Origin of the sequence: Acinetobacter sp. A3 (assembly GCF_012371415.1) — a bacterium.
GTDB lineage: Bacteria > Pseudomonadota > Gammaproteobacteria > Pseudomonadales > Moraxellaceae > Acinetobacter.
Genome location: NZ_JAAZQW010000019.1, coordinates 22,836 through 49,697 on the forward strand (window position 1 = coordinate 22,836; position 26,862 = coordinate 49,697).

Annotated in this window: 19 protein-coding genes; 18 read left to right on the forward strand and 1 reads right to left on the reverse strand. The window is 43.8% G+C overall.

What is annotated here, in order from left to right; all coding sequences use genetic code 11:
- The first annotated feature begins 262 nt into the window (after positions 1-262).
- The 8 genes from HHA42_RS07940 to HHA42_RS07975 all read left to right on the forward strand — a co-directional run bounded on the left by HHA42_RS07940 (position 263) and on the right by HHA42_RS07975 (position 9,478).
- Positions 263-1,276, forward strand: coding sequence for a sulfate ABC transporter substrate-binding protein (locus tag HHA42_RS07940; protein ID WP_168418901.1), 1,014 nt, complete (start codon positions 263-265; stop codon positions 1,274-1,276).
- 197 nt (positions 1,277-1,473) lie between these two features.
- On the forward strand, positions 1,474-2,385 hold the full coding sequence (gene rsmH, locus HHA42_RS07945; protein ID WP_168418902.1) for a 16S rRNA (cytosine(1402)-N(4))-methyltransferase RsmH: 912 nt from the start codon (positions 1,474-1,476) through the stop codon (positions 2,383-2,385).
- A gap of 11 nt (positions 2,386-2,396) precedes the next feature.
- Entirely contained in the window at positions 2,397-2,723 is a 327-nt protein-coding gene (gene ftsL / locus HHA42_RS07950; protein ID WP_168418903.1) for a cell division protein FtsL, read from the forward strand.
- 12 nt (positions 2,724-2,735) lie between these two features.
- Positions 2,736-4,559: a penicillin-binding protein PBP3 gene (ftsI, locus tag HHA42_RS07955; RefSeq protein ID WP_168526056.1), complete on the forward strand. Its 1,824-nt coding sequence runs from the start codon at positions 2,736-2,738 to the stop codon at positions 4,557-4,559.
- A gap of 10 nt (positions 4,560-4,569) precedes the next feature.
- Positions 4,570-6,063: a UDP-N-acetylmuramoyl-L-alanyl-D-glutamate--2,6-diaminopimelate ligase gene (locus HHA42_RS07960; RefSeq protein ID WP_168418905.1), complete on the forward strand. Its 1,494-nt coding sequence runs from the start codon at positions 4,570-4,572 to the stop codon at positions 6,061-6,063.
- Between the two features lie 9 nt (positions 6,064-6,072).
- Positions 6,073-7,482, forward strand: coding sequence for a UDP-N-acetylmuramoyl-tripeptide--D-alanyl-D-alanine ligase (gene murF / locus HHA42_RS07965; protein ID WP_168526058.1), 1,410 nt, complete (start codon positions 6,073-6,075; stop codon positions 7,480-7,482).
- Positions 7,483-8,601 (forward strand): phospho-N-acetylmuramoyl-pentapeptide-transferase, encoded by a 1,119-nt coding sequence (gene mraY / locus HHA42_RS07970; protein WP_168418907.1) that lies wholly within the window; start codon positions 7,483-7,485, stop codon positions 8,599-8,601.
- A 73-nt stretch (positions 8,602-8,674) separates the two neighbouring features.
- The gene (locus HHA42_RS07975) at positions 8,675-9,478 is read left to right on the forward strand and encodes a putative RNA methyltransferase (protein WP_168418908.1); all 804 of its coding nucleotides are present in this window, start codon (positions 8,675-8,677) and stop codon (positions 9,476-9,478) included.
- 106 nt (positions 9,479-9,584) lie between these two features.
- Here the strand turns inward: HHA42_RS07975 and ponA are convergent, their stop codons facing one another.
- Complete coding sequence (gene ponA, locus HHA42_RS07980) at positions 9,585-12,143, reverse strand: penicillin-binding protein PBP1a (protein ID WP_168526060.1); 2,559 nt, start codon at positions 12,141-12,143, stop codon at positions 9,585-9,587.
- A gap of 169 nt (positions 12,144-12,312) precedes the next feature.
- Between ponA and HHA42_RS07985 the strand changes: the two genes are divergently transcribed.
- From HHA42_RS07985 to HHA42_RS08030, 10 genes are all read left to right on the forward strand, one after another.
- Positions 12,313-13,371 (forward strand): pilus assembly protein PilM, encoded by a 1,059-nt coding sequence (locus HHA42_RS07985; RefSeq protein WP_168526062.1) that lies wholly within the window; start codon positions 12,313-12,315, stop codon positions 13,369-13,371.
- Positions 13,371-14,006 (forward strand): PilN domain-containing protein, encoded by a 636-nt coding sequence (locus HHA42_RS07990; RefSeq protein ID WP_104852652.1) that lies wholly within the window; start codon positions 13,371-13,373, stop codon positions 14,004-14,006. Before HHA42_RS07985 ends, HHA42_RS07990 begins: the two co-directional genes overlap by 1 nt.
- Positions 14,003-14,713 (forward strand): type 4a pilus biogenesis protein PilO, encoded by a 711-nt coding sequence (locus HHA42_RS07995; RefSeq protein WP_168526064.1) that lies wholly within the window; start codon positions 14,003-14,005, stop codon positions 14,711-14,713. Before HHA42_RS07990 ends, HHA42_RS07995 begins: the two co-directional genes overlap by 4 nt.
- The gene (locus HHA42_RS08000) at positions 14,713-15,237 is read left to right on the forward strand and encodes a pilus assembly protein PilP (RefSeq protein ID WP_104852650.1); all 525 of its coding nucleotides are present in this window, start codon (positions 14,713-14,715) and stop codon (positions 15,235-15,237) included. The genes HHA42_RS07995 and HHA42_RS08000 overlap by 1 nt, the downstream gene beginning before the upstream one ends.
- Positions 15,238-15,297: 60 nt before the next feature.
- Positions 15,298-17,451, forward strand: a complete 2,154-nt coding sequence (locus tag HHA42_RS08005) for a type IV pilus secretin PilQ family protein (RefSeq protein WP_168526066.1) — start codon at positions 15,298-15,300, stop codon at positions 17,449-17,451.
- Between the two features lie 37 nt (positions 17,452-17,488).
- Positions 17,489-18,031, forward strand: a complete 543-nt coding sequence (gene aroK / locus HHA42_RS08010) for a shikimate kinase AroK (RefSeq protein WP_096901281.1) — start codon at positions 17,489-17,491, stop codon at positions 18,029-18,031.
- A 19-nt stretch (positions 18,032-18,050) separates the two neighbouring features.
- Positions 18,051-19,130 (forward strand): 3-dehydroquinate synthase, encoded by a 1,080-nt coding sequence (gene aroB, locus HHA42_RS08015; protein WP_168460758.1) that lies wholly within the window; start codon positions 18,051-18,053, stop codon positions 19,128-19,130.
- Between the two features lie 9 nt (positions 19,131-19,139).
- Positions 19,140-19,994 carry a hypothetical protein gene (locus HHA42_RS08020; protein ID WP_168526068.1) on the forward strand — a complete coding sequence of 285 codons (855 nt, stop codon included), beginning with the start codon at positions 19,140-19,142 and terminating at the stop codon, positions 19,992-19,994.
- Positions 19,995-20,585: 591 nt separating this feature from the next.
- Positions 20,586-25,061, forward strand: coding sequence for a glutamate synthase large subunit (gene gltB, locus HHA42_RS08025; protein ID WP_171525581.1), 4,476 nt, complete (start codon positions 20,586-20,588; stop codon positions 25,059-25,061).
- A gap of 91 nt (positions 25,062-25,152) precedes the next feature.
- Positions 25,153-26,574, forward strand: coding sequence for an FAD-dependent oxidoreductase (locus HHA42_RS08030; protein WP_168526072.1), 1,422 nt, complete (start codon positions 25,153-25,155; stop codon positions 26,572-26,574).
- The last annotated feature ends 288 nt before the right edge of the window (positions 26,575-26,862 follow it).

Below are 26,862 nucleotides of genomic sequence, written 5' to 3' on the forward strand. Positions count from 1 at the left end.
AATAGTGTTAGAACAATTGTGATGAGCTTGATGGAGATTAAAAATACGAAATAACCTGAAATCATTATTCGATTTTTGTATATCCAATTCACAAAAAGGTATAAATTTGGAATAAGCGAGATTTTAAACTTTAAAGTGAATAAAAATAAATGCTTAAGCTGAAATGATTTAATTATTTGGATATTTTGCCTCATTTTACTGAATTGCGCAGCGTGATGGGATTGCATATATTGGCGGCAGTTTAAAGATGATGTGTGCTGTAATGAAAACTCAATTCAAAGCTTTATTAGCTGCTGCGCTATTGGCAACAGGTTTTGCTGCAACGACTGCTCAGGCTGCAGATCGTCAGTTTTTAAATGTATCTTATGATGCAACCCGCGAATTTTATGATGAATTTAACCAGTCGTTTGGTCAGTACTGGAAAAAACGTACGGGTATCACTGTAAATTTCAAGCAGTCGCATGGTGGTTCGGGCAAGCAAGCCCGTTCGGTGGTAGATGGCTTAAAGGGCGATGTGGTGACTTTGGCCTTGGCTAACGACATTGAAGAAATTGTAAAGTCAGGGCAAATCCAAGCAGGTTGGCAAAAAGAGTTCCCACATAACTCTGCGCCATATACCTCAACCATCGTATTTATGGTACGTAAAGGTAACCCAAAACAGATTAAAGACTGGAAGGACTTAACCAAACCGGGCGTAGAAATTATTACGCCAAACCCGAAAACTGGCGGCTTGCCACGTTGGGTGTATTTGTCGGCTTGGGGTTATGCAGAGAAGCAACCGGGTGGTTCTAAAGCCAAAGCACAGGAATTTGTGGGCAAGATGTACCACAATGTGAAAGTGATGGACTCTGCGGCACGCGCTTCTATGACGACATTTGCTGAGCGTGGCATTGGTGATGTGCTTTTAACTTGGGAAAACGAAGCCTTAGTGACCTTAAAAACTTTAGGTAAAGACAAGTTTGATATTGTTTATCCTTCAATTTCTATTTTGACTGAACCTTCAGTGGCTGTGGTAGACCGTACGGTAGAGAAAAATGGCAATAAATGGTTGGCGACAGGTTATATCAACTATTTATATTCACCTTTAGGTCAGGAAATGGCAGCTAAGCATTTCTACCGCCCACGTAATGAAAAAGTGTTGGCAAAATATGCAGCACAATTTCCAAAGCTAAAAACGTTCACTATTGATGAAGTTTTTGGTGGTTGGGCAAATGCACAAAAAACACACTTTGTGAATGGTGCGATTTTTGACCAAATTTATAATTCTAAGCGTTAAGCAATACTTCGCTGTCGTCTGATTGATCATCAGATCAACACACAAAAAAATCTCTACGGAGATTTTTTTGTGTCTAAAAAAAGCCAAAAACGGATTTCCCTATGAAAAGTAATATTTATCTACAAAAAGACGTTTGGAGCTTTGTCAAAACAAGGTAATAATGTGCAGTTACATTTTAGCTGTATTGATTGAACCCTATGTCGCATATTTCTGTATTACTTCATGAAACTGTTGATGCCATGTTGGCAGATCGCAATACAGGAATTTATGTCGATGCCACCTTTGGTCGTGGTGGTCATACCCGTTTGTTATTGTCCAAACTTGATGCACAGGCACGGGTCTATGCATTTGATAAAGACCCGCAAGCATTGGCAGTGGCAGCGGAATTGGCTCAGCAAGATTCTCGTTTTCAGATTATTCATGCCAGTTTTGCCGACCTACAGCAAGAATTGAATGCTTTAGGCATTACACAGGTAGATGGTGTGATGGCCGATTTAGGTGTGTCTTCACCGCAATTGGATCAGGCCGAGCGTGGCTTTAGTTTTATGAAAGATGGTCCACTCGATATGCGTATGGACAACTCTCAGGGGCCAACTGCAGCAGAATGGTTAGTCGATATTGCAGAAGAAGCTTTGGCCAATGTGATTTTCCAATATGGCGAAGAGCGCTATAGCCGCCGTATTGCCAAAGCCATTAAACAGGCAGGCTATATTGAGACCACGGCACAATTGGCTGAAATTGTAAAAGTGGCGCACCCGAAATGGGAAAAGAACAAACACGCTGCTACTCGCACCTTTCAGGCCATTCGTATTGCGATTAATAAAGAATTAGAAGATATTGAAACCTTCTTGCCGCAGGCGGTCGAGGTGTTAAAGCCCCAAGGCCGTTTGGCGGTGATTAGCTTCCACTCTTTGGAAGATCGTTTAATCAAACAGTTTATTCAAAAAGAATCGAGCTTGCCTGAAGATACGGGCTGGGGCTTGCCACAACAGCAACAAGATACGAGACGCCTGAAAAAAATTGCGCGGGTACGTGCCAGTGATGCTGAAGTGAAAGCCAACCCACGCTCACGCAGTGCATGGTTACGTGTTGCAGAACGATTAGCTTGAAAAGGCCAATAATGAAAACAGACGCTGTAGAAAAAAATCTAACGCCATCACGACTAAAAAAAATGGTCGCTTATTTTATTTTGTTGGCACTGGTGTTTATTAGTGCAATTATGGTGGTATTTCAAGTGTTTGAGTATCGTCATGATTATCGTCAGCTCAGTTCGTTTAACCGCGAGCGTGACGACTTAAATGCAGAATGGGGGCGTTTACTGATTGAGCAACAAACCTTTGGGGCAACAGCACAAATTGGTACCCGTGCTGTGACGCAGCTGCGCATGTATTCTCCGCCTGCAGCACAAACGGTGGTGATTTCTTTGCCTACAACTTCAGAACAATAAGGCGGCTGGCACATGGTTGATGCGCGTAAAAAGCAAACCCGAAAGAAACAACAATCGGTCACTGGAAAAAATGCCATTCATGTTGAAATGTGGCGTTTTTACTTAATGTGGAACGTGGTTCTACTGGTGTTCGTGGCACTGGTGGGGCGGGCATTCTATGTGCAAATTATCAACCATGATTTTTTACAAAACAAAGCCAATGCCAATATTTTAAGAACTGAAAAACTAAAAGCCATGCGTGGGGTGATTTATGACCGCAATGGCGTGCCTTTGGCAATTAGTACCCCAATTATGAAAGTGGTGATTGATCCACGTGATTATTTTGACAATGAAAAGCTGTTTGATGAAATTACCGCAGAGCTGGAGAAAAATCCGACTAGCCGTAAATTGCGTCGTCAGTTACCAGATAAAAACTTAAATTTAGATGAATTGGCCGATGCGGTTGGCATGGATCGTCAGGAACTCAAACAAAAAATGAATGAGCGTCCACGCTCACGTTATTTGGTGCTGCAAAAAGAAGTGCCACCGCAACAGGCAGAACTGATTTTAAAACGCAATTTCCAAGGGGTATATACCGAAAAAAACTATAAGCGTTATTACCCACAGCCGCAGCCGAATGCACAAATTATTGGTTTGACCAACAGTGAGGGCACAGGTATTGAAGGCTTGGAAATGCAGCTGAATACCCGTTTGGCTGGTGTAGATGGCGAACAGCAAATCATCCGTGACAAAAAAGGCAACCGAGTTAAAGACCCTGAAGTCATTAAAGAAGTAGAACCGGGTGAAAATATCACCTTAAGTATTGACTCACGTTTGCAGTACATTATGTACCGTGAATTAACCGCAGCTGGTGTCGCCAATAATGCACGTTCGGCAACTGCAATTGCGGTGGATGTCAAAACAGGTGAAATTCTGGCAATGACCAGTTGGCCATCTTACAACCCGAATGACAAAAAAAGCTTATCGAACAAAGATGCGATGCGTAACCGTGGCGCGGTCGATTCTTTTGAGCCGGGTTCGACCATGAAACCAATGACAGTGGCAATGGCACTGGAAAGCGGTAAATATTCACCGAATACCGTGGTTAATTTAAGTGGTGGTTCAATGCGGGTGGGCAATCACACCATTCGCGATACTCGTAATTATGGGTCACTGACTTTGGCGGGGATTATTCAAAAATCATCTAACGTAGGTGTGGCGAAAATTGCTTTGTCGTTGCCTTATGCAACTTTACCAACTTTCTATAAACGACTCGGTTTTGGTGCACGTTCTGCCGTTAAATTCCCGGGGGAAAGTGCAGGTTTAATCTTGCCGCCAAGTAAATGGAATGTATCAGAAGTGGCGACCATGTCCTATGGCTATGGTTTAAATGCCACTGTGCTGCAATTGGCAGATGCTTATGCCATGCTGGCCAATAAAGGCGTTAAAATGCCGCTTAGCCTATATAAGCTGGAAGAACAGCCCAAAGGTGAGCAAATTGTGGATGCCAAAATTGCCGATCAAGTGATGCTGATGATGGAAGCGGTGACCTTGCCAGGCGGTACTGCTCGTCAAGCCAATATTCCAGGCTATCGGGTTGCAGGTAAAACAGGGACGGCACATAAACTTCGTGCAGACCGTAAAGGTTACTCACAAACTGAATATCGTGCTTTATTTGCAGGGGTTGCCCCAGTGAGTGATCCACGTTTGGCGATGGTGGTGGTCGTAGAAAACCCAACGGGTCAGTATTATGGTGGTTTGGTGGCAGCGCCTGTGTTTGCTCGTGTGATGCAAGAATCGTTACGTTTAATGAACGTACCTTTAGATAAACCTTTAGAAACTCCCAACACTCCATAACAGGTGACGCATGTCGATTCGCTTTCAAGATATTTACCGCACAGCAAGCGTTGCAGATTGGATGACACAAGAATTTCAGGGCTTTCAACTGGACAGCCGTCATGTACGTTCAGGTCAAATTTTTATCGCCCTGACCAGTTTGTCACAGCCTGAAAAAACCGTTGCATTTGCCCAAGCCGCTTTAGCACAAGGTGCTTTGGCAGTGATTTCAGAAATACCATTGGCGGTAGCGCATAATTTGGTGGTGTCAGATGTGCGTCAGCGCATGGGGCAGTGGCAAAAACAATATTTACAAGCCGTGCAACCTGTACGTTTGGCACGCATACTTGCGGTCACAGGCACCAATGGCAAGACCACCATTTCACGTTTAATTGCTGAATTGTTGATGTTGCAAGATCAACGCTGCGCGGTCATGGGCACAACAGGTAACGGCATTTTACCGAATTTAGAAGCTTCAACGCACACGACGTTGGATGCCTTGCAACTACAAAATGCTTTGCACAATTACGCCCAGCAAGGGGCAGCATTTGCTGCAATTGAAGCCAGTTCACATGGCTTAGAGCAAGGTCGCTTAAATGGTTGCGACATCGAAATTGCGGTATACAGCAACCTGAGCCGTGATCATTTGGATTATCACGGCACTTTGGAAGCCTATGCTGCCGCTAAAGCCATGTTGTTTCAGTTTGCCAGTTTAAAAGTCGCGATTATTAATTTGGATGATGAATATGCTGAGATCATGCTGCAAGCTGCGCAGCAGAATCCTGCACAACCGAAAATTTTGACTTATTCAACTCAGCAAGCGGCTGATTATCAAGTACAGCAAATTGAATACAGTCTGAATGGCGTACGTTTCCATTTACAAACTGCTACGGCAGAATATGTGGTGCAAAGTCCATTGCTCGGGCATTTTAATGTTGAAAACTTGGTGGCGAGTTTAATTGCGGCTGAGCAGGCAGGTTTTGAGTTGACTGACTTGATTGCGACTGTACCACAACTGAAAGGTGCGCCAGGCCGTATGCAAGTGCTGCGTGATGCAGAGCGTTTATTTGTGGTGGATTATGCACATACCCCAGATGCCTTGATTCAAGTACTGCAAACCCTAAAACGCCATGTCAGCGCACAGCTTTGGGCAGTATTTGGTTGTGGTGGTGACCGTGACCGTGGCAAACGCCCACTTATGACCCAAGCAGCACTGGATTATGCCAATGTCGTGCTCTTGACCTCAGATAACCCACGCACAGAAGATCCTTTGCAAATTTTTGCCGATATGCAGGCAGGTGTAGATTTGTCAGTGGCACAAACACATGAAATTCATGATCGCCGCGAAGCGATTAAATATGCCGTTCAACATGCACAGGCAGGTGATATTGTGTTGATTGCAGGCAAAGGTCATGAAAATTATCAAGAAATAGATGGGGTAAGACACTGGTTTGATGATGTGATTGAAGTGCAAGCTGCGATAGATGCACAACATTGCTCACCTTCTGCTTACCCTGCGCAATAAGGAATTTGTATGCACACTTCCACCACCAGTACTGCAATTTTAGAACCTTGGACTACAGAACAATTGCAACAGGCAACACAAGGTTATTGGCTGAACGGACAAACACCACAGGGCGAGATTAAACGTATTTTGACTGATTCACGGCATGCAGAAGCAGGCGATGCCTTTTTGGCATTAAAAGGTGAGCGTTTTGATGCACACGACTTTGTGGCTCAAGTGGCGACCCAGGGCTGTTCAATGGCGATTGTCAGCCAGCCTGTCGACGCAGATATTTGTCAGCTCGTGGTATCTGACACCCGTTTAGCCTTAGGACACTTGGGTGCCTTTCGTCGTCAGCAACATCCACAATTAAAAGTGATTGCTTTAACAGGCAGCAGTGGTAAAACCACCACCAAAGAAATGCTCGGCAGTATTTTGTCACGTTTGGCACCGACCTTAATTACCCGTGGCAACCTGAATAATGATTTGGGAGTGCCGATGATGTTGCTGGAATTGAACACAAGCCATCAATATGCCGTAATGGAATTGGGTGCCAGTCATCAAGGTGAAATCGATTACACTTCAAACTTGGTGCAGCCGCATGTGGCAGGCATTATCAATATTGGTACGGCACATTTGGGTGAATTTGGTGGACGTGAGGGCATTTGTCGGGCGAAGTCAGAAATCTATGCACATCTTGCACCACAAGGTACTGCCATTGTGCCTGCTGCCGATGATTTTGCTGAACAGATTCAACAAGCCGTTCAGTCAGAACAGCGTCTAAGTTTTGGTGAAGGCGGTGATGTTTTTGCCACAGAAATTCAGTTGCAGCCACAATCGGCAAGTTTTTGCTTAAATACCGCACAAGGCATACGTCAGGTCAATTTACCTTTTGCCGGCGAACACAATGTAAAAAATGCTACGGCTGCTGCAGCCTTTGCACTGGCAATTGGAGTGAGTTTAGATGATATTGTGGCGGGCTTGGAGCAAGCACAAGGGGCAAAAGGCCGTTTAAACTTTATTCATCAAGGCGCACATTTGTTCATTGATGACACCTATAATGCCAATCCAACTTCTATGCGTGCTGCAGGTGAAGTTTTGGCGCAGCAAACGGGTGTGCGGGTCATGGTGATAGGTGATATTGGTGAGCTCGGCAATAGTGCGGCACAGCAACACTATATGCTAGGACGGGATTTAGTTTCTATTCGTGGCATTAATTTTGTGGTGGCTGTGGGTGAATTTTCACCTGCGACTCAAGAGGGCGCACGTAGCACCCAATTTGGAAAAAAATTACAGGCCTTTGTAACGCAGGAACAAGCCTTGCCATTTTTAATTGATCTGGTAAAAACACATCAACCTCAGTCCATGAGTTTCCTATTCAAAGGTTCTCGTTATACCCATATGGAAACGTTGATGGCTGCATTGATGGAGAAAATTTAAATGCTGTTATGGTTATTTGAACAGCTTGCGGGCTATCACAGTTCGTTTCAAGTGGTTCGTTATTTAACATTACGTTCATTACTGAGTGTATTGACTGCACTTGGCATTGGCTTGGTGCTTGGCCCTGTGATGATTCGTAAACTGCAAGCATTGAAATACGGTCAAGCAGTCAGTTCTTATGCGCCAGAAGGGCATGCCAAAAAGATGGGTACACCTACCATGGGTGGGGTATTAATCCTGCTCTCGATTGGTATTTCCACGTTGTTATGGGCAGACTTATCTAACCCTTATGTCTGGATTGTACTTGCGGTCATGGTGATCTTTGGCGCTGTAGGCTGGGCGGATGACTGGATTAAAATTCGCTACAAAGACAATGCTGGCTTGCCAGCACGTAAAAAGTTCTTCTGGACTTCGGTGGCATCGTTAGGGGCAGGTATTGCGTTGTATGTGATTGCAACCCAACAGCCAAACCCTGCGCAAACTGCAGATATGCTGGATGTCTTGATCCCATTCTTTAAAGATTTCAGCATTCCTTTGTCACTAATTCCATTGGGTATTGGCTTTATTATCTTTACCTATTTGGTGATTAACGGTGCCTCGAATGCAGTCAACCTGACCGATGGTTTAGACGGTTTGGCAATTATGCCAATCGTACTGGTTGCTGCAGGTTTGGGCGTATTTGCCTACTTGGCGGGGGATGTTCGCTTTGCAGATTATCTACATATTCCTTATGTGAAATATGCCTCTGAACTGGTGGTGATCTGCGCAGCAATGATTGGTGCTGGCTTGGCATTCCTGTGGTATAACGCGCATCCTGCACAAGTGTTTATGGGCGATGTGGGCGCACTGTCTTTGGGGGCAATGCTGGGTACTATTGCTGTAATGGTACGTCAGGAAATCGTCTTTGCAATTATGGGCGGTGTATTTGTGGTGGAAGCCATTTCAGTATTCCTGCAAATTGGTTCACTGCGCATGCGCAATAAACGTGTCTTTTTAATGGCGCCGTTGCATCACCACTACGAAAAGAAAGGCTGGCGTGAGACCCAAGTAGTGATTCGCTTCTGGATTATTACAATTATGCTGGTGGTTTTGGGTCTAATGACCTTAAAATTACGCTAAGCCAAAAGAACCGAAAAACCTTGAAAAGTCGGCACCTGCCGACTTTTTTATGCCGCCTGCTTTGGAGAAAATCATGAATCTGCTGATGTGTCCTGTGTGTCGACAGGTCTTACAACTGCATGACAGAACGTGGCGCTGTGCCAGCAACCACAGTTATGATGTTGCGAAACAAGGCTATGTCAACTTGCATGTCGTGCAGCATAAACACAGTAAAAACCCAGGGGATACACCTGCTTCGGTACAGGCGCGCCGTGCCTTTTTAAGTGCGGGGCACTATGCACCTTTGCAACAGGCAGTGGTACAAAAATTGCGTGAACTGCGTATAGAAAACCTGCTAGATATTGGTTGTGGCGAAGGTTATTACACGGCAGCTATGCAAGCTGAAGTCATGCAATGTGTAGGGGTAGATATTGCCAAAAATGCAGTACAAGTGGCGGCTAAACTGAATTCAGAAGTGACTTGGGTGGTGGGTACAGGTGCAACTTTGCCTGTGTTGGATCATTGCATTGATGTTTGCAGCAGTTTGTTTAGTCCAATACCCAAGCAGGAAATTTTACGGGTACTCAAGCCCCAAGGCTATTTGCTGGTGGTTACGCCAGCGCCTGAACACTTGCTGGCCATGCGTCAGGCCTTGTTTGAAGATGTCAAACCGCATGAGCCTGAAAAATTTGTTACTCAATTACAAGATGCTTTTGAATTGGTGGATGCCAGTGTGGTGAAGACACCGTTACAGCTCAGTCAAACAGATTTAAAACATTTGATTGCGATGACACCTTATGCCTATAAGGCCAAACCTGAGCGTCGTCAGGCATTAGAGCAACATGCTCAATTTGAACTATCTGCACAACATCAAATTTACCTGTTCCAAAAAAAGTAAGCGCTAGGTTTTAAAAATCGGGCTGCTATTCAAGTCCAAGCTGTGCTCATAAAAAAGCCCTCATCATTGCGAATGAGGGCTTTTTGCTAGCTGATGGTGTCTGTGCTTACAAGACTTCATCAATTAAGTTTTCCAAAGCATCGGGTGCAGGTTTAGGTGCAGGCGTTGGTTTGGTCGGTGCATTTTCTGGCGTTTGCATTGGTGGTGGCGTGTTGTTGTCTGGAATCAATACTTCCTCGCCTGGCAAGTCATCAAAATCGCGTTCAGGCGCACGTACCGGTGCAGCAGGTGCAGGGCGATACAACGGACGTGCCAAAGGTGGAGATGCACGGTAATCTTGTTGCTGTTCTGCCGTCAGTTGATTCAGCTCACGCTGTGGTGCTTTGGCTTTGTTGTCCAAGCTTACCCAGGCTTCGGGTGTGCCTTTGAGCGCATTGCCCATAAAGTCCGTCCAAATTGGTAAAGCGGCCACACCACCGTATTCACGACGACCTAAAGTGGTCGGTTGGTCAAACCCGACCCAGGCCACAGTCACCAGCTTGCTGTTAAAGCCCGCAAACCATGCATCTTTGGCATCATTGGTGGTTCCTGTTTTTCCGCCAATATCACCACGGCCAATTCTGAGCGCAGCACGACCAGTACCGTGTTGAATCACATCACGTAAAATATTGGACATATCATAGGCAGAACTAGATTTTAGAATACGCTGAGCTTGTTTGTACTGACTGCGTTCTGCCAAAATTTTTGAATTTTGCGCAACTTCTGCCTCTGCCAATTTTTGATTGGTGACTTCAATCACTTCATCATCAGGTGTTGTGGCTTCGGCACTTTCTATCATTTGTTCTTTGGCATTAATACAGGTAATACAAGCATATTCAGGGTTGGCTTGGTAAATCACTTTGCCATAGGCATCTTCAATGCGGTTAATGAAGTGTGGTTGAATGCGGTAACCGCCGTTGGCAAAGGTGGCATAACCTGTCGCCATTTGAATAGGCAAGACTTGTGGTGTGCCTAATGCAATGGTGTAGTTGCGCGGAATCTGATCTTCCTGCAAACCAAAATCCATAAACAACTGACGGGTACGTTCAATCCCAACGTCCTGTAATAAACGTACAGATACTGTGTTACGTGATAAATACAACGCACGGCGCAATGGAATCATACCCAAATGGCGACCATCGGAGTTACGTGGCGACCATTTTCCAATGGTAATGGGGCTGTCGTTGACCATGGTGTGTGGGGTCATGCCACGCTCTAAAGCCAGTGCATAAACAAAGGGTTTAATGATAGAACCTGGCTGGCGCCAACCCTGTAAGGTGCGGTTAAATTTAGATTGATAGAAGTTGTAACCACCGACCAACGCTTCAATGGCACCGTTATTGGGGTTGATTGCAACCAATTGTCCTTGCACTTTGGGTACTTGTACCAATGCCCATGCGGTTTTATTGTCATTTGGACGTAAACGTACAATATCTTTAACTTTTACAACTTGTGCAGCACGACTGGGTGCATTGCCAACGCTATTGGCATTGCGGTAGGGACGTGCCCAAGACATCCCAGACCAAGGTACCGTTACGGTTGAACCATCTTGCATTAAGGCTTCAAAAGAATTGTTCAGCACTTTCGTGACTTGGGCCGGGTAGGTATTGGCATAGGCACGAAACTCTGTAAGAGGCTTGTCATGCGCTTCAGCGCCACGCCAGCCATGTCTGCGATCATAGGCTTCCAAACCTTCCTGTACGGCTTGTTCTGCGTACATTTGACGCTTGCTGTCTACTGTGGTGTAGACTTTGTAGCCAGAATCTACCGCTTGTTCACCAAACTTTTTCACCAATTCTGAACGAACCATTTCGCCAATATATGGGTGTTTATTGCTGATGCTACGATCAGGCATATCTAGATTAATGGGTTCAGCGATCGCTTTTTGGTATTCATTTTGGTTGATATACCCTAATTGCAACATGCGTCCTAAAATCCAGTTACGACGTTCTAAAGCACGTTCAGGATTGACGACAGGGTTATAGCGTGACGGTGCTTTGGGTAAACCTGCAATCATTGCCATTTGTGCAATAGAGAGTTCTTCTAAGCTTTTGTTGTAATAAATTTTTGCAGCTGCCGCGATACCATAAGCATTTTTACCCAAAAAGATTTTATTGACGTACAAGGTCAAAATTTCTTCTTTACTCAGGTTCTGTTCAATTTTTCGTGCTAAAAAAATTTCGGTCAGTTTGCGTTTTAGGGTGCGTTCAGGGCTTAAATAATAATTTTTCGCAACTTGCATGGTAATGGTAGAGCCACCTGTTTGCACATTAGAGCCCGTTACCGCTTCACTCACAGCACGCCCAAGGCCTTTGAAGCTAATGCCACTGTGTTCAAAGAAGGCAGAATCTTCGGCAGCCAAAAAAGCTAAAATAAATTTTTCAGGAATATGTTCGTAATCAACAGGTACAGAAAGTTTGCCACCGTACTCTGCAATCAGCTCATTATCGGCACTGTAAACCTGCAATGGCTTTAGTAATGGTGCTTTTTTTAAGGTGGTCATTTCTGGCAAAGATGGGGCAATATAGAGATACATGCCATAGAAACCCATCGGTATTGCGACCAAAATTATAATAATGATCAAAAAAAATGGATGAACACGACCCGAACAAGATAGCTTTTTCATAACAAGTGCGTTTTAATAAGCGCTAATAGCAAACTAATTGCTGGTCAGTATAGCGAGTAGATTTACGGATTGTTAGATGAATTATTGTATCCGTAAAAAATTATAGACCAGCGCAGATTAGTAGGTTAAATTTTTTTGGGGATAAAAAAATAATAGGAATGGTACTATTGTGCGTAGGTTATATCGTAAGCCAAGTAAGGGGTTAATAGGTGTAGATATTAGTTCTACTTCTGTTAAGTTATTAGAACTCTCTGTTAAGAATGGGAGATATTGGGTCGAAAGCTATGCGCTGGTCCCTCTTCCAGAAGGCAGTGTGGTCGAAAAAAATATTCTCAATCCAGAAGCAGTCGGGGATGCGCTTGAACGTGCATTGAACTTAGCAAACACGCAATCTACATCTGCAGCTTTAGCAATTCCAACATCAATGGTAATTACCAAAATCATTGAAATGGATGCAGATATGACCAGCGATGAGCGTGAAGTTCAAATTCGTATGGACGCCGAGCAATATATTCCATTCCCATTAGACGAAGTCAGTCTGGATTTTGAAGTTTTACCAGATCGCTTAGCCAATCCAAACCGTGTCAATGTGTTACTGGTGGCCACCCGTTTAGAAAACGTGGAAGCACGAGTTGAAGCATTAAAGTTGGGTGGATTGACTGCCAAAATTGCTGATGTTGAAAGTTTTGCAATTGAAAATGCCTTTAAAGTGTTCTCCGATACCCTGCCAATGGGTGTGAACACGATTGGTATTTTAGACATTGGTCACACCATGACCACATTGTCGGTTCTGCAAAATAACAAAATTATTTACACGCGTGAGCAAACCTTTGGCGGTAAACAGCTGACTCAAGAAATTCAAAACCGTTATGGTCTATCGTATGAAGAAGCGGGACGTGCCAAAAAGAGCCGTACCTTGCCAGATGATTACGACGTTGAGGTGTTAGAACCGTTCTTGGAGGCTGTGGTACAACAAGCCGCACGTTCATTGCAGTTCTTCTTTTCATCTTCACAATTTAACGAAATTGATCACATTTTATTGGCAGGGGGGAATGCCAATATTCCAGGTCTTGCGAAATTATTGCAGCAAAAACTGGGCTACCGTGTGACCATTGCCAATCCATTCTTGCAAATGGGCTTCTCTCCACAAATCGACATTAAAAGAATTGAAAGTGATGCACCATCTTTGATGGTGGCATGTGGTTTAGCAATGAGGAGTTTTGATTAATGGCAAAGATTAACTTACTCCCTTGGCGCGATGAGCTAAGAGAAAAACGTAAAAAAGAATTTATTGTATTTTGTATTGCAGCAGCTGCTGTAGGGGTGTTGGCCGTCGCATTGGCATGGTTTTTCTACAATGCAAAATTGGCAGATCAAGAACAAGCCAATCAATTGGTCATCAGTACCAACCAAAACCTAGATGTACAATTAAAATCTTTGGAAGGCTTACAAGAACAGCGTAATGCAATTGTAGAGCGTATGAAGCTGATTCAGGGCTTACAAAGCCAACGTCCAATTGCAGTACGTTTGGTGGATGAGCTTGTGCGTGTGACACCAAGCAATATGTATTTGACCAAAGTGACGCGTACTGGCAATAAATTTACCTTTGAAGGCAAGGCAGAAAGTCCAAATACGGTTGCAGAATTCTTACGTAATTTGGAAGCATCGCCGTGGTATCGCAATGCATTTATGAATTCATTCTTAGCCAAAGAAGAAAATAAAGATAAAGCACCAAGTTCTGTAGTTCCTCGTGTTGAGGAAAGTTATGGCACATTTGTGGTGACTTCTGATTTAGAAGAAATCGCAATTCCAGTGACCGCTACAGATCCTAATTCAACATCAGCAGCGGGGGCAGCACAATGAGTCTCGATGAATTTGATGAAGTAAATCAGGAAGCTGCTGTTGCTCCGAAAAAGAAAATGACCGTTGAGAAGTTTTTTCAGCAGTTTAATACCCTTGATCCAAATAACTATGGTGGTTGGCCACTTTCGGTCAAAATTACCTGCTGGATTTTCATTATTTTCTTAATTGCGGCACTAGGTTACTTTGTTGTAATTAAGCCGAAGTTAGATGCCATTGCTGCAGCGCATGCACAAGAGCAGAATTTATTAAACGAGTTCCGTGAAAAAGATTCTAAATTGCGTAATTTGCAACAATATCAAGTGCAATTACAAGAAATGGAAGCTAACTTTAACCAGCAGCTTGAGCAATTGCCGAAAGAAACTGAGATTCCTGGCTTAGTTGAAGACATCAACGTAACAGGTGTTAATTCAGGCTTGAAGTTTAAAAACATTCGCTTAGAGAATGAGATTAAACAAGAGTTCTTTATTGAACAGCCAATTTCGATTGAAGCAACAGGTGACTATCACGCTTTTGGTTCTTTTGTAAGTGGTACCGCTGCATTGCCGCGTATTGTGACCATGCATGATTTTGAAATTGTGGCGACTGAAAATAAAGACAAGAAAACAGATATTCCACAAGTGACATATAAAGCGCAAGCGAAGACATATCGTTACGTGGGTAGTGCAGATACACAAACTGCGGCTAACACTGCTGGAGGGGCACAGTAATGAAAATTGAAAAGCTTTCGTTGGCTCTACTAGCAACTGTGTTAATGGTGGGTTGTGATTCTCGTATTGATGCAGTGAATGCACAAATGGCTGAAATCCGTAATCAGCCACCATTGCCAATTGAGCCTGCACCCGTGTTTGAGCCTGCGCCAACATTCAACTATGCAGCGCATCAGCTGAAAAGCCCATTTATGCCAAGTTCTTTGGCCGCTGAACTTAAAATTATGGCAGGGAAGCGTGTTTATCCGAACCTTGCTCGCCAGTTACAACCGCTGGAAAACTACGCACTTGAATCACTGACCATGAAAGGTAGTATGCGTCAAAATGGTCAAATTTTGGCATTGATTCAAACACCAGATGGTGAAATTGAGCGTATCCAGCGTGGCAGTTATATGGGGGTAAATCATGGTCGTGTGGTGAACATTACACCAACGCAAATTGATTTAATCGAGATTATTCCAGATGGTCGTGAAGGTTATGTAGAACGTCCAAGAAGTTTGGTTTTAATTGGGCCTGCGCCATAAATTAAAGGAATAAAAATGAATAACAGTGTGAAAGATTTTATTTTTGGGGATGGTAATACAATGAACAATTTGTTCCGTCAGTTTTCAATGGGCGCAGTCGCAATGGCGGTGATGCAAGTGGCTAATGCCCAAGTGAGCATTACCAATATTGTACCAATGCAAATTCCGGGACAAGGCACGGAAATTCGTGTCATGTTCAATGGCTTACCACCACAGCCAGCGGCATATCAGTTGGAACAACCTGCGCGTTTGATTCTAGACTTTGATAAAGCACAACAAACGTTGAAACAAAACAGTATTGCAGTGGCGACCAAAGAAGCCAGTTCTGTAGAGGTCAGCTCAGATGCGCAGCGTTCACGTTTAACTGTGAACTTGGCTGATGCAGGTGCGTTTACGACACGTGTTGAAGGCAATACCTTTATTTTAAAGATCAACTCAACTACAGCCACACCTGTTGCAGCAGTGACTGCACAACGTAGCGCACAAGGAATTTCCAATATTGGCTTCCAACGTGGTGGCGAAGGTGAAGGTCAGGTGGTAATTGACCTATTGGGTAGCAACACCCCTGTAGATGTACAGCAACAAGGCAGCAAAATTGTCGTACGTACTTTGGGCAATAAAGTCCCTGCGCATTTGGCTCGTCGCCTGAATGTGAATGACTTTGCAACCCCAGTATCAACCATTGATGCGCATAATGATGGTAGCAATGGCGTGATCACCATTCAGGCTGCAGGTAGCTATGAATATATGGCCTATCAGGCAGAAGACAAGCTCACCATCAGCTTAAAACGCCCAGTTGATAAAAACCCGTTTAAGCCACGTGCAGCACAAAGCTATACAGGTAAAAAGATTTCATTAGACTTCCAAGATATCGAAGTGCGTCGTGTATTACAGCTGTTAGCAGACTTTACTGGCATCAACATGGTGGCTGCAGATACCGTACAAGGCAATATCACCTTACGTTTAAAAGATGTGCCTTGGGATCAAGCCTTAGACATTATTCTGAAAACCAAAAATTTAGACAAGCGTCGTAATGGTAACGTGATCTGGATTGCGCCAGTGTCTGAATTGATTAAAGCAGAAGAAGAAGAAGCTAAAGCGATTGCACAGAGTGTTAAATTGGCACCTCTGCAAACTGAATATATTCAGTTGAACTATGCTAAAGCTGCAGATATTGAGAAGCTTATTACGGAAGGAAAAAATGCTTCCAATTCACGTGGTGGTTCAAGTGTAAATGCTAGTTCAAATATTGATCCACTAGGCGATAGCGTGGGCAGTTTGCTCAGCCCTCGCGGTACAGTGTCTGTAGATCCACGTACCAATACCTTAATTATTAATGATACTTCAGCAAAAATTGATCAAATCCGTCAGATGATTGACTTGCTTGATGTCTCTGTGAAGCAAGTGATGATTGAAGCACGTATCGTACGTGCAACCACAGATTTCACCAAAGAGATGGGTGTGAAATGGGGCATCTTGTCACAAGGGATCACCAACAATAATCATTTGTTGGTCGGGGGTAGTGACACGACCTTGTGGAACTTACGTGAGCCAGAGTTTGAGGAAGAAGGTGGTATTGGTCGTTGGGAATATGAAATTGAACGTCCACAAAATCTGAATGTCGATTTAGGCGTGACCAGTCCTGGGGCAAGCCGTATTGCCTTTGGTTTAATCAGTTTATCTGACTTTATGTTGGATTTGGAATTGTCTGCATTACAAGCCGACGGCTATGGTGAAGTGATTTCAACACCAAAAGTACTGACTGCAGATAAGCAAAATGCCAAAGTCGCATCGGGTACTCAAATTCCATATCAATCTTCTGAAGGTGGCGGTGCCAATGCTGTATCGACCACTGAATTTATTGATGCAACTTTAAGTCTGGACGTGACGCCAAGTATTACGCCAGATGGCAAGGTGCAAATGCAATTGAATATCACTAGTGACTCACCAGGTACACCAACACCAACAGGTCAGCTCACTATTAACAAGAACGCAGTCAATACCAATGTCTTGGTAGATAATGGTGAAACTGTGGTCTTGGGTGGTATTTTTGAGCAACAAACTGCCAACTCACAAACCAAGGTTCCGTTCTTGGGCGATATCCCTTATATCGGACGTTTATTCCGTAAAGATATCAAGTCGGATAACAAACGTGAGTTGCTGATTTTTGTTACACCACGAATTGTTAATGACAGTGTTTCAAGAAATCATTAATATATTTTCAATTTAAACAAAATTTATAGGTGACTCCTTGCTAAGCAAAGAGTTTGAAACCCTACCAAATATCTATTTGGTAGGGCCGATGGGGGCAGGCAAGACTACTGTAGGACGACATTTAGCAGAATTGTTAGGGCGTGAATTTCTAGACAGTGATCATGAAATTGAGCGTAAAACAGGTGCAACGATTCCATGGATCTTTGAAAAAGAAGGGGAATCAGGGTTTCGTAGTCGTGAAACAGCGGTCATTGATGAGTTAACTACGCGACATAAACTTGTGCTGGCCACAGGTGGTGGTGCAGTAACTCAAGCCCCTAATCGTGAGTTTTTAAAACAACGCGGTATTGTTGTTTATCTGTATACTCCTGTCGAAATTCAACTCCAGCGAACCTATCGCGACAAAAACCGCCCTTTACTTCAAGTCGAAAATCCCGAACAACGACTACGTGATTTGCTTGCAATACGTGATCCGTTGTATCGTGAGGTAGCACATTATATTATTGAAACCAATCAGGGTGCTGCGCGAGATTTGGCGCAAAAAATCTTAAATACGATTGTTTCAGAGCAAATATCTTAGGTAGAAAGCGACTCTTTTCATGCAAACTTTACATGTTGAACTCGGCGATCGCCGTTATCCCATTTTCATAGGCAGTGACCTTCAACCCAAAGACTTATTGGCTCCTTATATTAAGGGGCAGCAAGTGATGATTGTCACCAACACCACAGTTGCACCCTTGTATTTGAGTCATTATGTGACTGCCGTTGAAGCACTTGGAAAGAAAGTGGCAACATGTATTTTGCCTGATGGGGAAAAATACAAAGATATTCAGCATTTGACCCTTATTTTTGATGCGCTGTTGGAAGCAGGCTTTAACCGTGATTGCACCGTGTTGGCTTTAGGCGGTGGTGTGATTGGTGATATGGCAGGTTTTGCATCGGCAAGTTTCCAGCGTGGGGTGTATTTTATTCAAGTACCAACCACCTTGTTGTCGCAGGTCGATTCTAGTGTCGGTGGTAAAACAGGGATTAATCACCCACTAGGCAAAAATATGATTGGTGCATTTCAGCAGCCACAAGTGGTGTTGGCAGATATGTCTCAGCTGAATACCTTGCCTGAGCGTGAACTGTCTGCAGGTTTGGCTGAGGTCATCAAATATGCACTGTTGGGTGATCTTGAATTTTTAACATGGTTGGAAACTCACATGGAAGCTCTGGTGGCGCGAGATCCTGTGTTGTTGGCAGAAGCGGTTTATCGCTCATGTGCGCATAAGGCTCGAATTGTCGCCAATGATGAAAAAGAACAGGGCGAGCGTGCTTTACTGAATTTAGGTCATACCTTTGGGCATGCCATTGAGTCATATTTAGGCTATGGTGAATGGTTGCATGGTGAAGCTGTGGCTACAGGGATGGTGATGGCAGCAGATTTATCACAGCGAATGGGCTGGATTTCTGCAGAAGATGTGCAGCGTACAAAAAATATCATTGCTAGAGCCAATTTACCGATAGTATGTCCGCAGATTCCACTGGATCAGTTCTTGGCTTATATGGCACACGATAAAAAAGTGCTGAATGGTCAATTGCGTTTGGTGCTGATGAAGCAATTGGGTCAAGCCATCATCACCAAAGAGTTTGATCTGGAATTGATGAAACAGGCAATTTTAGCTAACCAAGCATAAAGGCAGCTTATGACAGCACTGCGTACACACTGGCAAAAAATTCAACAGTCGATTTGGTTGCTGGGTGCGGTGCTGTGTTTATTGGCAGCCCTTATTTTCTGGGCAGTGACTGACCGTGAAGAACTGGTTGAAATTGAAAAACAGCCTGAGTCTGAAATTGAATTACAAATTCAGCCTGAAAAAGTGGCAGCAACCACATACTTAGGTGGGTTGCTTGAAGAAGTTCGTCCATTGGAATTGACTGCTCGCTTAACAGCATCAGGCGTACATGAAGCTGAGTTTCGTGGCACAAAATTCATTCAGGAACAAAAGAATAACAGTAGTATTGAGCTGTTTCGAGTCAGTGATGAAAATGTCATTAAAAGCTTTATAAAAAAACAGTCTGAGCGCAGTAAATTATTTTATATTCGTTTAAGTGGCGAGGGACAGGCAGAACAATATGTGATGCTGTATGGCAACTATAAAAATAAACGTGAAGCCACTCAAGACCTTGCGAATTTACCTTTCCAGTTTCCTGAAACCATTCAGCCTGTTGTTGTGCAATGGGAAGATTATATTCCTTATGTGAATGACTTAGGGGCAGATGAGATGGGGCTAAATACCAAATTACACGCGGTAAATTTACGGCCTGCTGCTGTACCAAAAATAGATGAAAGTGTCTTAACACGTCCGCAGGCGACACCAAATACAGCAGCAAGTGCCCAACCTACTTCTCCGCAAAATAGCACCACCAGTACCACAATTACACGTCGTGATCAGGCAGGTAATGTGGTGGATGTGCAGCAATCTCAAAGCGGTACTGTCCCTGCTCAGGTTCAGCCTGATACACCAGAATCTGAAGAAGTGCACGACCCTTTTAATTAATAATTTAAATTCTTCACCGCTTTTTACTACAATGTCGTAATTAAGCGATTGCTTAAGCTTCACTTTTACTCGTCTTTTTCATTTATTTTTAAGTTGAGCTATTTTGGCTCCATTGCACCAATTTGATCTAAAAAATTGATCATCCTGAATTAAAAATACGTTCTAAAATGGCGCAGCATGGTGTATAAAAATAATGAAGTGCACAAAAATAGTGCGAATTTATAGCAAAAATGTGAACTAACTACGATTTTTCTTGAATGATGCTGATGTTTAGCGCGTGTATAACTAAAAATTAAAGTTGGCATTGTTTTTGCTTTTATTGGTGCGTGAATTGAGTTGTTGTCCCTATTTTGGCGCAAAAAAGATTCAATGATTGTGCGAAACTGTCAAATTTGCCTGCTACATTAAAGTGTAAAAGTTGTGTAAATGATGAATGACACGTTTGAGGTTTAAGCCAAATCAGACTTAAACAAATGCGTGAAACTTCATTTACATAAGATTGATGTTTAGAGAAGTAAATTGAGTTAAATCGCAAAACTAGATTGTTTAATTGGCCCAATTGGGCAAGTAAAAGAAGGGTACGCTATGCACATGCCATCGCCTAATACTGTAGCTCCCGCTCAAGGTTTATACCAACCGGATGAGTTTAAAGATAACTGTGGTTTCGGTTTAATTGCCCATATGCAGGGTGATGCAAGCCATGATCTCGTTAAAACGGCTATTCATAGTTTAAGTTGTATGACCCACCGTGGCGGGATTGCCGCAGATGGTAAAACAGGGGATGGCTGTGGTTTGCTGTTGGCAATGCCAAAGCAATTTTTCCGTGAAGAGGCAAAACGCTTAAGTGACATTACCCTAAGCGAAATCTTTGCCGTAGGTACAGTGTTTTTAAATCTAGACCCTGCCTTGGCGACTCGTGCTAAAAATATTCTGACTAAAGAAATTGAAGCTGAAGGCTGTAAAGTTTTGGCTTGGCGTGTGGTGCCAACCAATAATGAGGCATTGGGCGAAATTGCGATGCAATCTTTGCCGGCCTTTGAGCAAATTATTGTCAACTGCCCAATTGGTGTGACAGAAGTTGAGTTTAACCGCAAGTTATTCTTGGCACGTCGTCGTGCAGAGCAACAATTAACTGCTGATCCATATTTTTATGTGACCACCTTATGTTCAACTGTGATCAGTTATAAAGGTTTGATGATGCCTGCTGCGATTGCAGACTTCTATACGGACCTTGCCAATGAACGTTTGGCATCACATATCGTGGTATTCCACCAGCGTTTTTCGACCAACACCTTACCACGTTGGCCATTGGCACAACCGTTCCGTTATTTGGCACACAATGGTGAAATCAACACCATTACCGCAAACCGTAACTGGGCGATGGCACGTACGCCTAAATTTGAAAACCCACTTTTGCCAGGTTTAACTGAGCTGAAGCCTATTGTGAACCGTACAGGCTCTGACTCTTCTAGCTTAGACAACATGCTGGAAATTCTGGTGGGTGGGGGAATGGATTTATTCCGTGCTCTACGTATGTTAGTTCCGCCTGCATGGCAGAACGTAGAAACCATTGATGCCGATTTACGTGCTTTCTATGAGTTCAACTCTAAACACATGGAAGCGTGGGATGGCCCTGCAGGTTTAGTCATTCAGGATGGCCGTCATGCAATCTGTATGCTGGACCGTAATGGCTTACGTCCTGCACGTTGGGTGATTACCAAAAATGGCTACATCACCTTGGCCTCTGAAATTGGGGTGTGGGGTTATGAGCCTGAAGATGTGATCTCTAAAGGACGTGTTGGCCCAGGTCAAATTTTGGTAGTCGATACCTTTACTGGCAAAGTGCTCGATACGCAGGATGTGAATAACCATCTGAAAAGAATGCGTCCTTACCGTGAATGGTTACGTGAAAATTCAATCCGTTTACAAGGTAGCCCAGAGCTTGAAGAATATTTATGTGATCACGGCTTAAAAGGTGATGCCTTAAAAGCTGCACAAAAAATGTTTATGGTGACCTTTGAAGAACGTGACCAGTTATTGCGTCCAATTGCAGAAAGTGGTCAGGAAGCTGTTGGTTCAATGGGGGATGACACCCCAATGGCGGTATTGTCACGTCAAGTACGCCATGTGTCGGATTATTTCCGTCAGCAGTTCGCACAGGTAACCAATCCACCGATTGACCCATTGCGTGAATCTATCGTGATGTCGTTGGAAACTTGTTTAGGTCGTGAACAAAACGTATTTGAGCAAGGCCCAGAACATGCAGACCGCTTGATTATTTCAAGCCCTGTACTGACCAATTCTAAAATGCATCAGATTCGCACTTTGGGGCGTAAAGGCTATGAAATTGCCGACATCGATCTGAACTATGCAGAAAGTGAAGGTTTGCAAGCTGCTATTCAGCGTATTTGTGAAGCAGCTGCGCAAGCGGTGCGTGATGGAAAAACTTTATTGGTGCTTACTGATAAAAAAATCCGTGAAGGTTATTTGCCTGCCAATGCCGTCATGGCCACAGGTGCGGTACATCACTACTTAATTCAAGTCGGTTTACGTACCGATGCCAACATTATTGTCGAAACTGGCTTTGCTCGTGACCCACATCAATTTGCAGTATTGCTCGGTTTTGGTGCAACTGCGGTATATCCATATTTGGCTTATGATGTGATCAATGACTTGATTGCCAAAGGTGAGTTATTGGGTGACCCTGTCTATGCACAAAGCAATTTCCGCAAAGGCATTGAAAAAGGCTTGCTCAAAGTCTTATCAAAAATGGGTATCTCAACTGTAGCTTCTTACCGTGGTGGACAATTATTTGAAGCGGTTGGTTTGTCTGCTGAAGTGGTGAATACCTGCTTTATTGGTGTACCGAGCCGTATTCAGGGCGCTACCTTTGCCGACCTTGAAAATGATCAGAAAAAACTGGCAGACACTGCGTGGAAATCACGTAAGCCAATTGATCAGGGTGGTTTGCTGAAATTTGTCTTTGGCAAGGAATACCATGCTTTTAACCCAGATGTGATCAATGCGTTACATAAAGCGGTACGTTCAGGCAATTATGCAGATTTTAAAGAATATGCAGAAATCGTGAACAATCGCCCTATTGCGACTATTCGTGATCTCTTTAAATTGAAAACAGACAATTCAATTGCCTTAGATCAAGTAGAATCGGTTGAGCAAATTTTGCCACGTTTTGACTCTGCGGGGATGTCTTTAGGTGCTTTGTCGCCAGAAGCGCATGAAGCTATTGCTATTGCCATGAACACCATTGGTGGACGTTCAAACTCAGGTGAGGGCGGTGAAGACCCTGCACGTTATGGCACGATTCGTAACTCGAAAATCAAACAGATTGCTTCGGGACGTTTTGGGGTAACGCCTGCTTACTTAACCTCTGCAGAAGTGTTGCAGATTAAAGTGGCACAGGGTGCAAAACCAGGCGAGGGTGGTCAGTTACCAGGCGGTAAAGTGAATGGGTTGATTGCACGGTTACGTTATTCTGTGCCAGGTGTAACTTTGATTTCACCACCACCACACCACGATATTTATTCGATTGAAGACTTGTCACAATTGATTTTTGATTTAAAACAAGTCAATCCACAAGCCATGGTATCAGTCAAGTTGGTATCTGAACCAGGTGTGGGGACCATTGCAGCAGGTGTAGCCAAAGCCTATGCCGACTTCATTACCATCTCGGGCTATGATGGCGGTACAGCAGCATCGCCATTGTCCTCTATTCACCATGCAGGTTCGCCATGGGAGTTGGGTTTAAGTGAGGCGCATCAGGCATTACGTGTGAATGACTTGCGTGGCAAAGTTCGTGTGCAAACCGATGGTGGCTTAAAAACTGGCTTAGATGTGGTGAAAGCGGCAATTTTAGGTGCAGAAAGCTTCGGCTTTGGTTCAACCCCAATGATTGCCTTGGGTTGTAAATACTTACGTATTTGCCACTTAAATAACTGCGCAACAGGGGTAGCGACTCAACAAGATCATTTGCGTCAGGAACACTATATTGGTGAACCGCAAATGCTAATCAACTTCTTCACATTTATTGCTGAAGAAACCCGTGAATGGTTAGCCGCATTGGGTGTGGCGAGCTTGAAAGACTTGATTGGCCGTACCGACTTGCTAGAAATTTTACCAGGTGAAACCGAAAAACATGCGCACTTAGATTTAAGTGCTTTGTTGGAATCGCACCCTGCGGCAGAAGGCAAAGCGCAATACTGCCAAGTTGAAGGCAATGCACCATTTGACAAAGGCGTTTTGGCTGAAAAAATGATTGCAGAGATGTTGCCTGCAATTGAAGCAGGTACAGGCGGCGAGTATTACTTTAACGTGAGTAACTGTGACCGTTCTATTGGTGCACGTATTTCAGGTGAAATTGCTCGTCGTTATGGTAACTTGAGCATGGAGCATCATCCTGTCAAAGTGAATCTTTCAGGTACTGCGGGTCAATCTTTAGGTGTTTGGAATGCAGGAGGTTTGCATATCAAACTTGAAGGCGATGCCAATGACTATGTTGGTAAAGGCATGGCGGGTGGACGTATTTCCATCTTCCCACCAAAAGGTTCGCCATTCCAAACGCAGAATACGGCTATTATTGGTAATACCTGCCTATATGGTGCAACTGGTGGTAAATTATTTGCTGCGGGTACTGCAGGTGAGCGTTTTGCGGTGCGTAACTCAGGCGCATTTGCGGTGATTGAAGGTGCAGGCGACCACTGTTGTGAATATATGACAGGCGGGATTGTGACTGTACTTGGCAAAGTGGGACATAACTTCGGTGCAGGTATGACAGGTGGTTTTGCCTATGTACTGGACTTAGATAATGACTTTGTTGACCGTTACAACCATGAACTGATTGAGCTGAATCGTATTTCAACGGAAGCGATGGAAGAACATAAAGCATTCTTAGGACGTATTTTAGATGAACACATTGCCGAAACAGGCAGTGCGTGGGCTTATAAAATCCGCCATGAGTTTGATTTCTATAGCCGTAAATTCTGGTTAGTGAAACCAAAAGCTGCCAACTTGCAGACTTTGTTGAAAACTACCCAAGCAGATCCACAATAATCCACGACTCAGCATTCGGCAGGTGTGGATAACTTTAGACTTATACCCAGTGTAAAAGTGAAGTTATCTACACCCACCTACGGAGAAAGACATGGCAGAACGCCTACATAATGACTTTCAATTTCTGGATGTAGCACGCCAAGATCCAGAGAAAAAAGATCTCGATGTCCGCAAAAATGAGTTTGTGGAAATTTATAAACCGTTTACTGCAGAAGTAGCGGCCAATCAGACCCATCGTTGTTTGGGCTGTGGTAACCCATACTGTGAATGGAAATGCCCTGTGCATAACTACATTCCAAACTGGCTTAAACTGATTTCGGAAGGCCGTATTTTTCAGGCAGCAGAATTGTGCCATCAAACCAATACTTTGCCTGAAGTATGTGGACGGGTATGCCCACAAGACCGTTTGTGTGAAGGTGCATGTACTCTGAACGATGGCTTTGGTGCAGTGACCATTGGTAATGCTGAAAAGTACATCAACGATACTGCTTTCGCTTTAGGCTGGCGTCCAGACATGTCGCATGTGAAATGGACTGATAAAAAAGTTGCCATTATTGGCGCAGGCCCTGCGGGTTTGGGCTGTGCCGATATTTTAGTGCGTAACGGGGTAAAGCCTGTCGTCTTTGACAAACGCCCTGAAATTGGTGGCTTACTGACCTTTGGTATTCCAGAATTTAAAATGGAAAAAGACGTGATGAAACGCCGCCGTGAAATTTTCTCGGGCATGGGGGTTGAATTCCGTTTAAATACTGAAATTGGTACAGATATCACCATTGAACAACTGCTTGCAGATTACGATGCGGTATTTATGGGCATGGGCACATACACTTATATGAAAGGTGGCTTTGCCGGTGAAGATTTAGATGGCGTTTATGATGCGCTGGATTTCTTGATTGCCAATGTCAACCGTTGCCAAGGCTGGGAAAAAGACCCTACAGAATACATCAGTGTTGAAGGCAAGAAAGTGATTGTACTGGGTGGTGGTGATACTGCCATGGACTGTAACCGTACTTCAATTCGTCAAGGTGCGCAGGAAGTCACTTGTGCCTACCGTCGTGATGAAGCCAATATGCCAGGTTCACGCCGTGAAGTGACCAATGCACGTGAAGAAGGGGTGAATTTCTTATTTAATCGTCAGCCGATTGAAATTGTCGGAGAAAATGGCAAAGTCACAGGTGTGAAAGTTGTGACAACTCAATTGGGTGAGCCTGATAGCCGTGGCCGTCGCAGCCCAGAGCCTGTACCAGGTTCAGAAGAAGTTTTAGCTGCAGATGCCGTATTACTTGCTTTTGGTTTCCGTGCCAGCCCTGCGGATTGGTTTAGCACTGCCAATATTGGGGTAGATGGTTCAGGTCGTGTGGTGGCAGCAGAACAGCAAACATTTAAGTTCCAAACCTCAAACCCGAAAATTTTTGCAGGGGGCGATATGGTTCGTGGCTCTGATTTGGTCGTGACTGCAATTTGGGAAGGTCGTCAGGCAGCAGAAGGTATTTTGGATTATTTAGATGTCTAAACGAGTTTGTTTTGCTTAGATCTTGAAAGGGCTGAGTTTTAAGGAATTCAGTCCTTTTTTATTGGATATTTTATCCCGCTCATCTTCTTGTGGAATATATTGCCATCCCTGATTCATATAAGGTTTAAGAGCTGAAACTTCAATATCAATTCAATCTGCTGTACAAGGTTATTGTTTGATGTAAACAGTTTGGTGATTCGCTCGATTAAACGTAAGCGTCCGCTGAACACACCTTATGAATTCATCCTATAAGCCTTAATTTAGTCCCCACTTAAAAACAAGTGGGGA

Coding starts and splice junctions, on each gene's coding strand:
- HHA42_RS07940 (WP_168418901.1), top strand. CDS start 263: ATGAAAACTCAATTCAAAGCTTTATTAGCTGCTGCGCTATTGGCAACA.
- rsmH (WP_168418902.1), top strand. CDS start 1,474: ATGTCGCATATTTCTGTATTACTTCATGAAACTGTTGATGCCATGTTG.
- ftsL (WP_168418903.1), top strand. CDS start 2,397: ATGAAAACAGACGCTGTAGAAAAAAATCTAACGCCATCACGACTAAAA.
- ftsI (WP_168526056.1), top strand. CDS start 2,736: ATGGTTGATGCGCGTAAAAAGCAAACCCGAAAGAAACAACAATCGGTC.
- HHA42_RS07960 (WP_168418905.1), top strand. CDS start 4,570: ATGTCGATTCGCTTTCAAGATATTTACCGCACAGCAAGCGTTGCAGAT.
- murF (WP_168526058.1), top strand. CDS start 6,073: ATGCACACTTCCACCACCAGTACTGCAATTTTAGAACCTTGGACTACA.
- mraY (WP_168418907.1), top strand. CDS start 7,483: ATGCTGTTATGGTTATTTGAACAGCTTGCGGGCTATCACAGTTCGTTT.
- HHA42_RS07975 (WP_168418908.1), top strand. CDS start 8,675: ATGAATCTGCTGATGTGTCCTGTGTGTCGACAGGTCTTACAACTGCAT.
- ponA (WP_168526060.1), bottom strand. CDS start 12,143: ATGAAAAAGCTATCTTGTTCGGGTCGTGTTCATCCATTTTTTTTGATC.
- HHA42_RS07990 (WP_104852652.1), top strand. CDS start 13,371: ATGGCAAAGATTAACTTACTCCCTTGGCGCGATGAGCTAAGAGAAAAA.
- HHA42_RS07995 (WP_168526064.1), top strand. CDS start 14,003: ATGAGTCTCGATGAATTTGATGAAGTAAATCAGGAAGCTGCTGTTGCT.
- HHA42_RS08000 (WP_104852650.1), top strand. CDS start 14,713: ATGAAAATTGAAAAGCTTTCGTTGGCTCTACTAGCAACTGTGTTAATG.
- HHA42_RS08005 (WP_168526066.1), top strand. CDS start 15,298: ATGAACAATTTGTTCCGTCAGTTTTCAATGGGCGCAGTCGCAATGGCG.
- aroB (WP_168460758.1), top strand. CDS start 18,051: ATGCAAACTTTACATGTTGAACTCGGCGATCGCCGTTATCCCATTTTC.
- HHA42_RS08020 (WP_168526068.1), top strand. CDS start 19,140: ATGACAGCACTGCGTACACACTGGCAAAAAATTCAACAGTCGATTTGG.
- gltB (WP_171525581.1), top strand. CDS start 20,586: ATGCCATCGCCTAATACTGTAGCTCCCGCTCAAGGTTTATACCAACCG.
- HHA42_RS08030 (WP_168526072.1), top strand. CDS start 25,153: ATGGCAGAACGCCTACATAATGACTTTCAATTTCTGGATGTAGCACGC.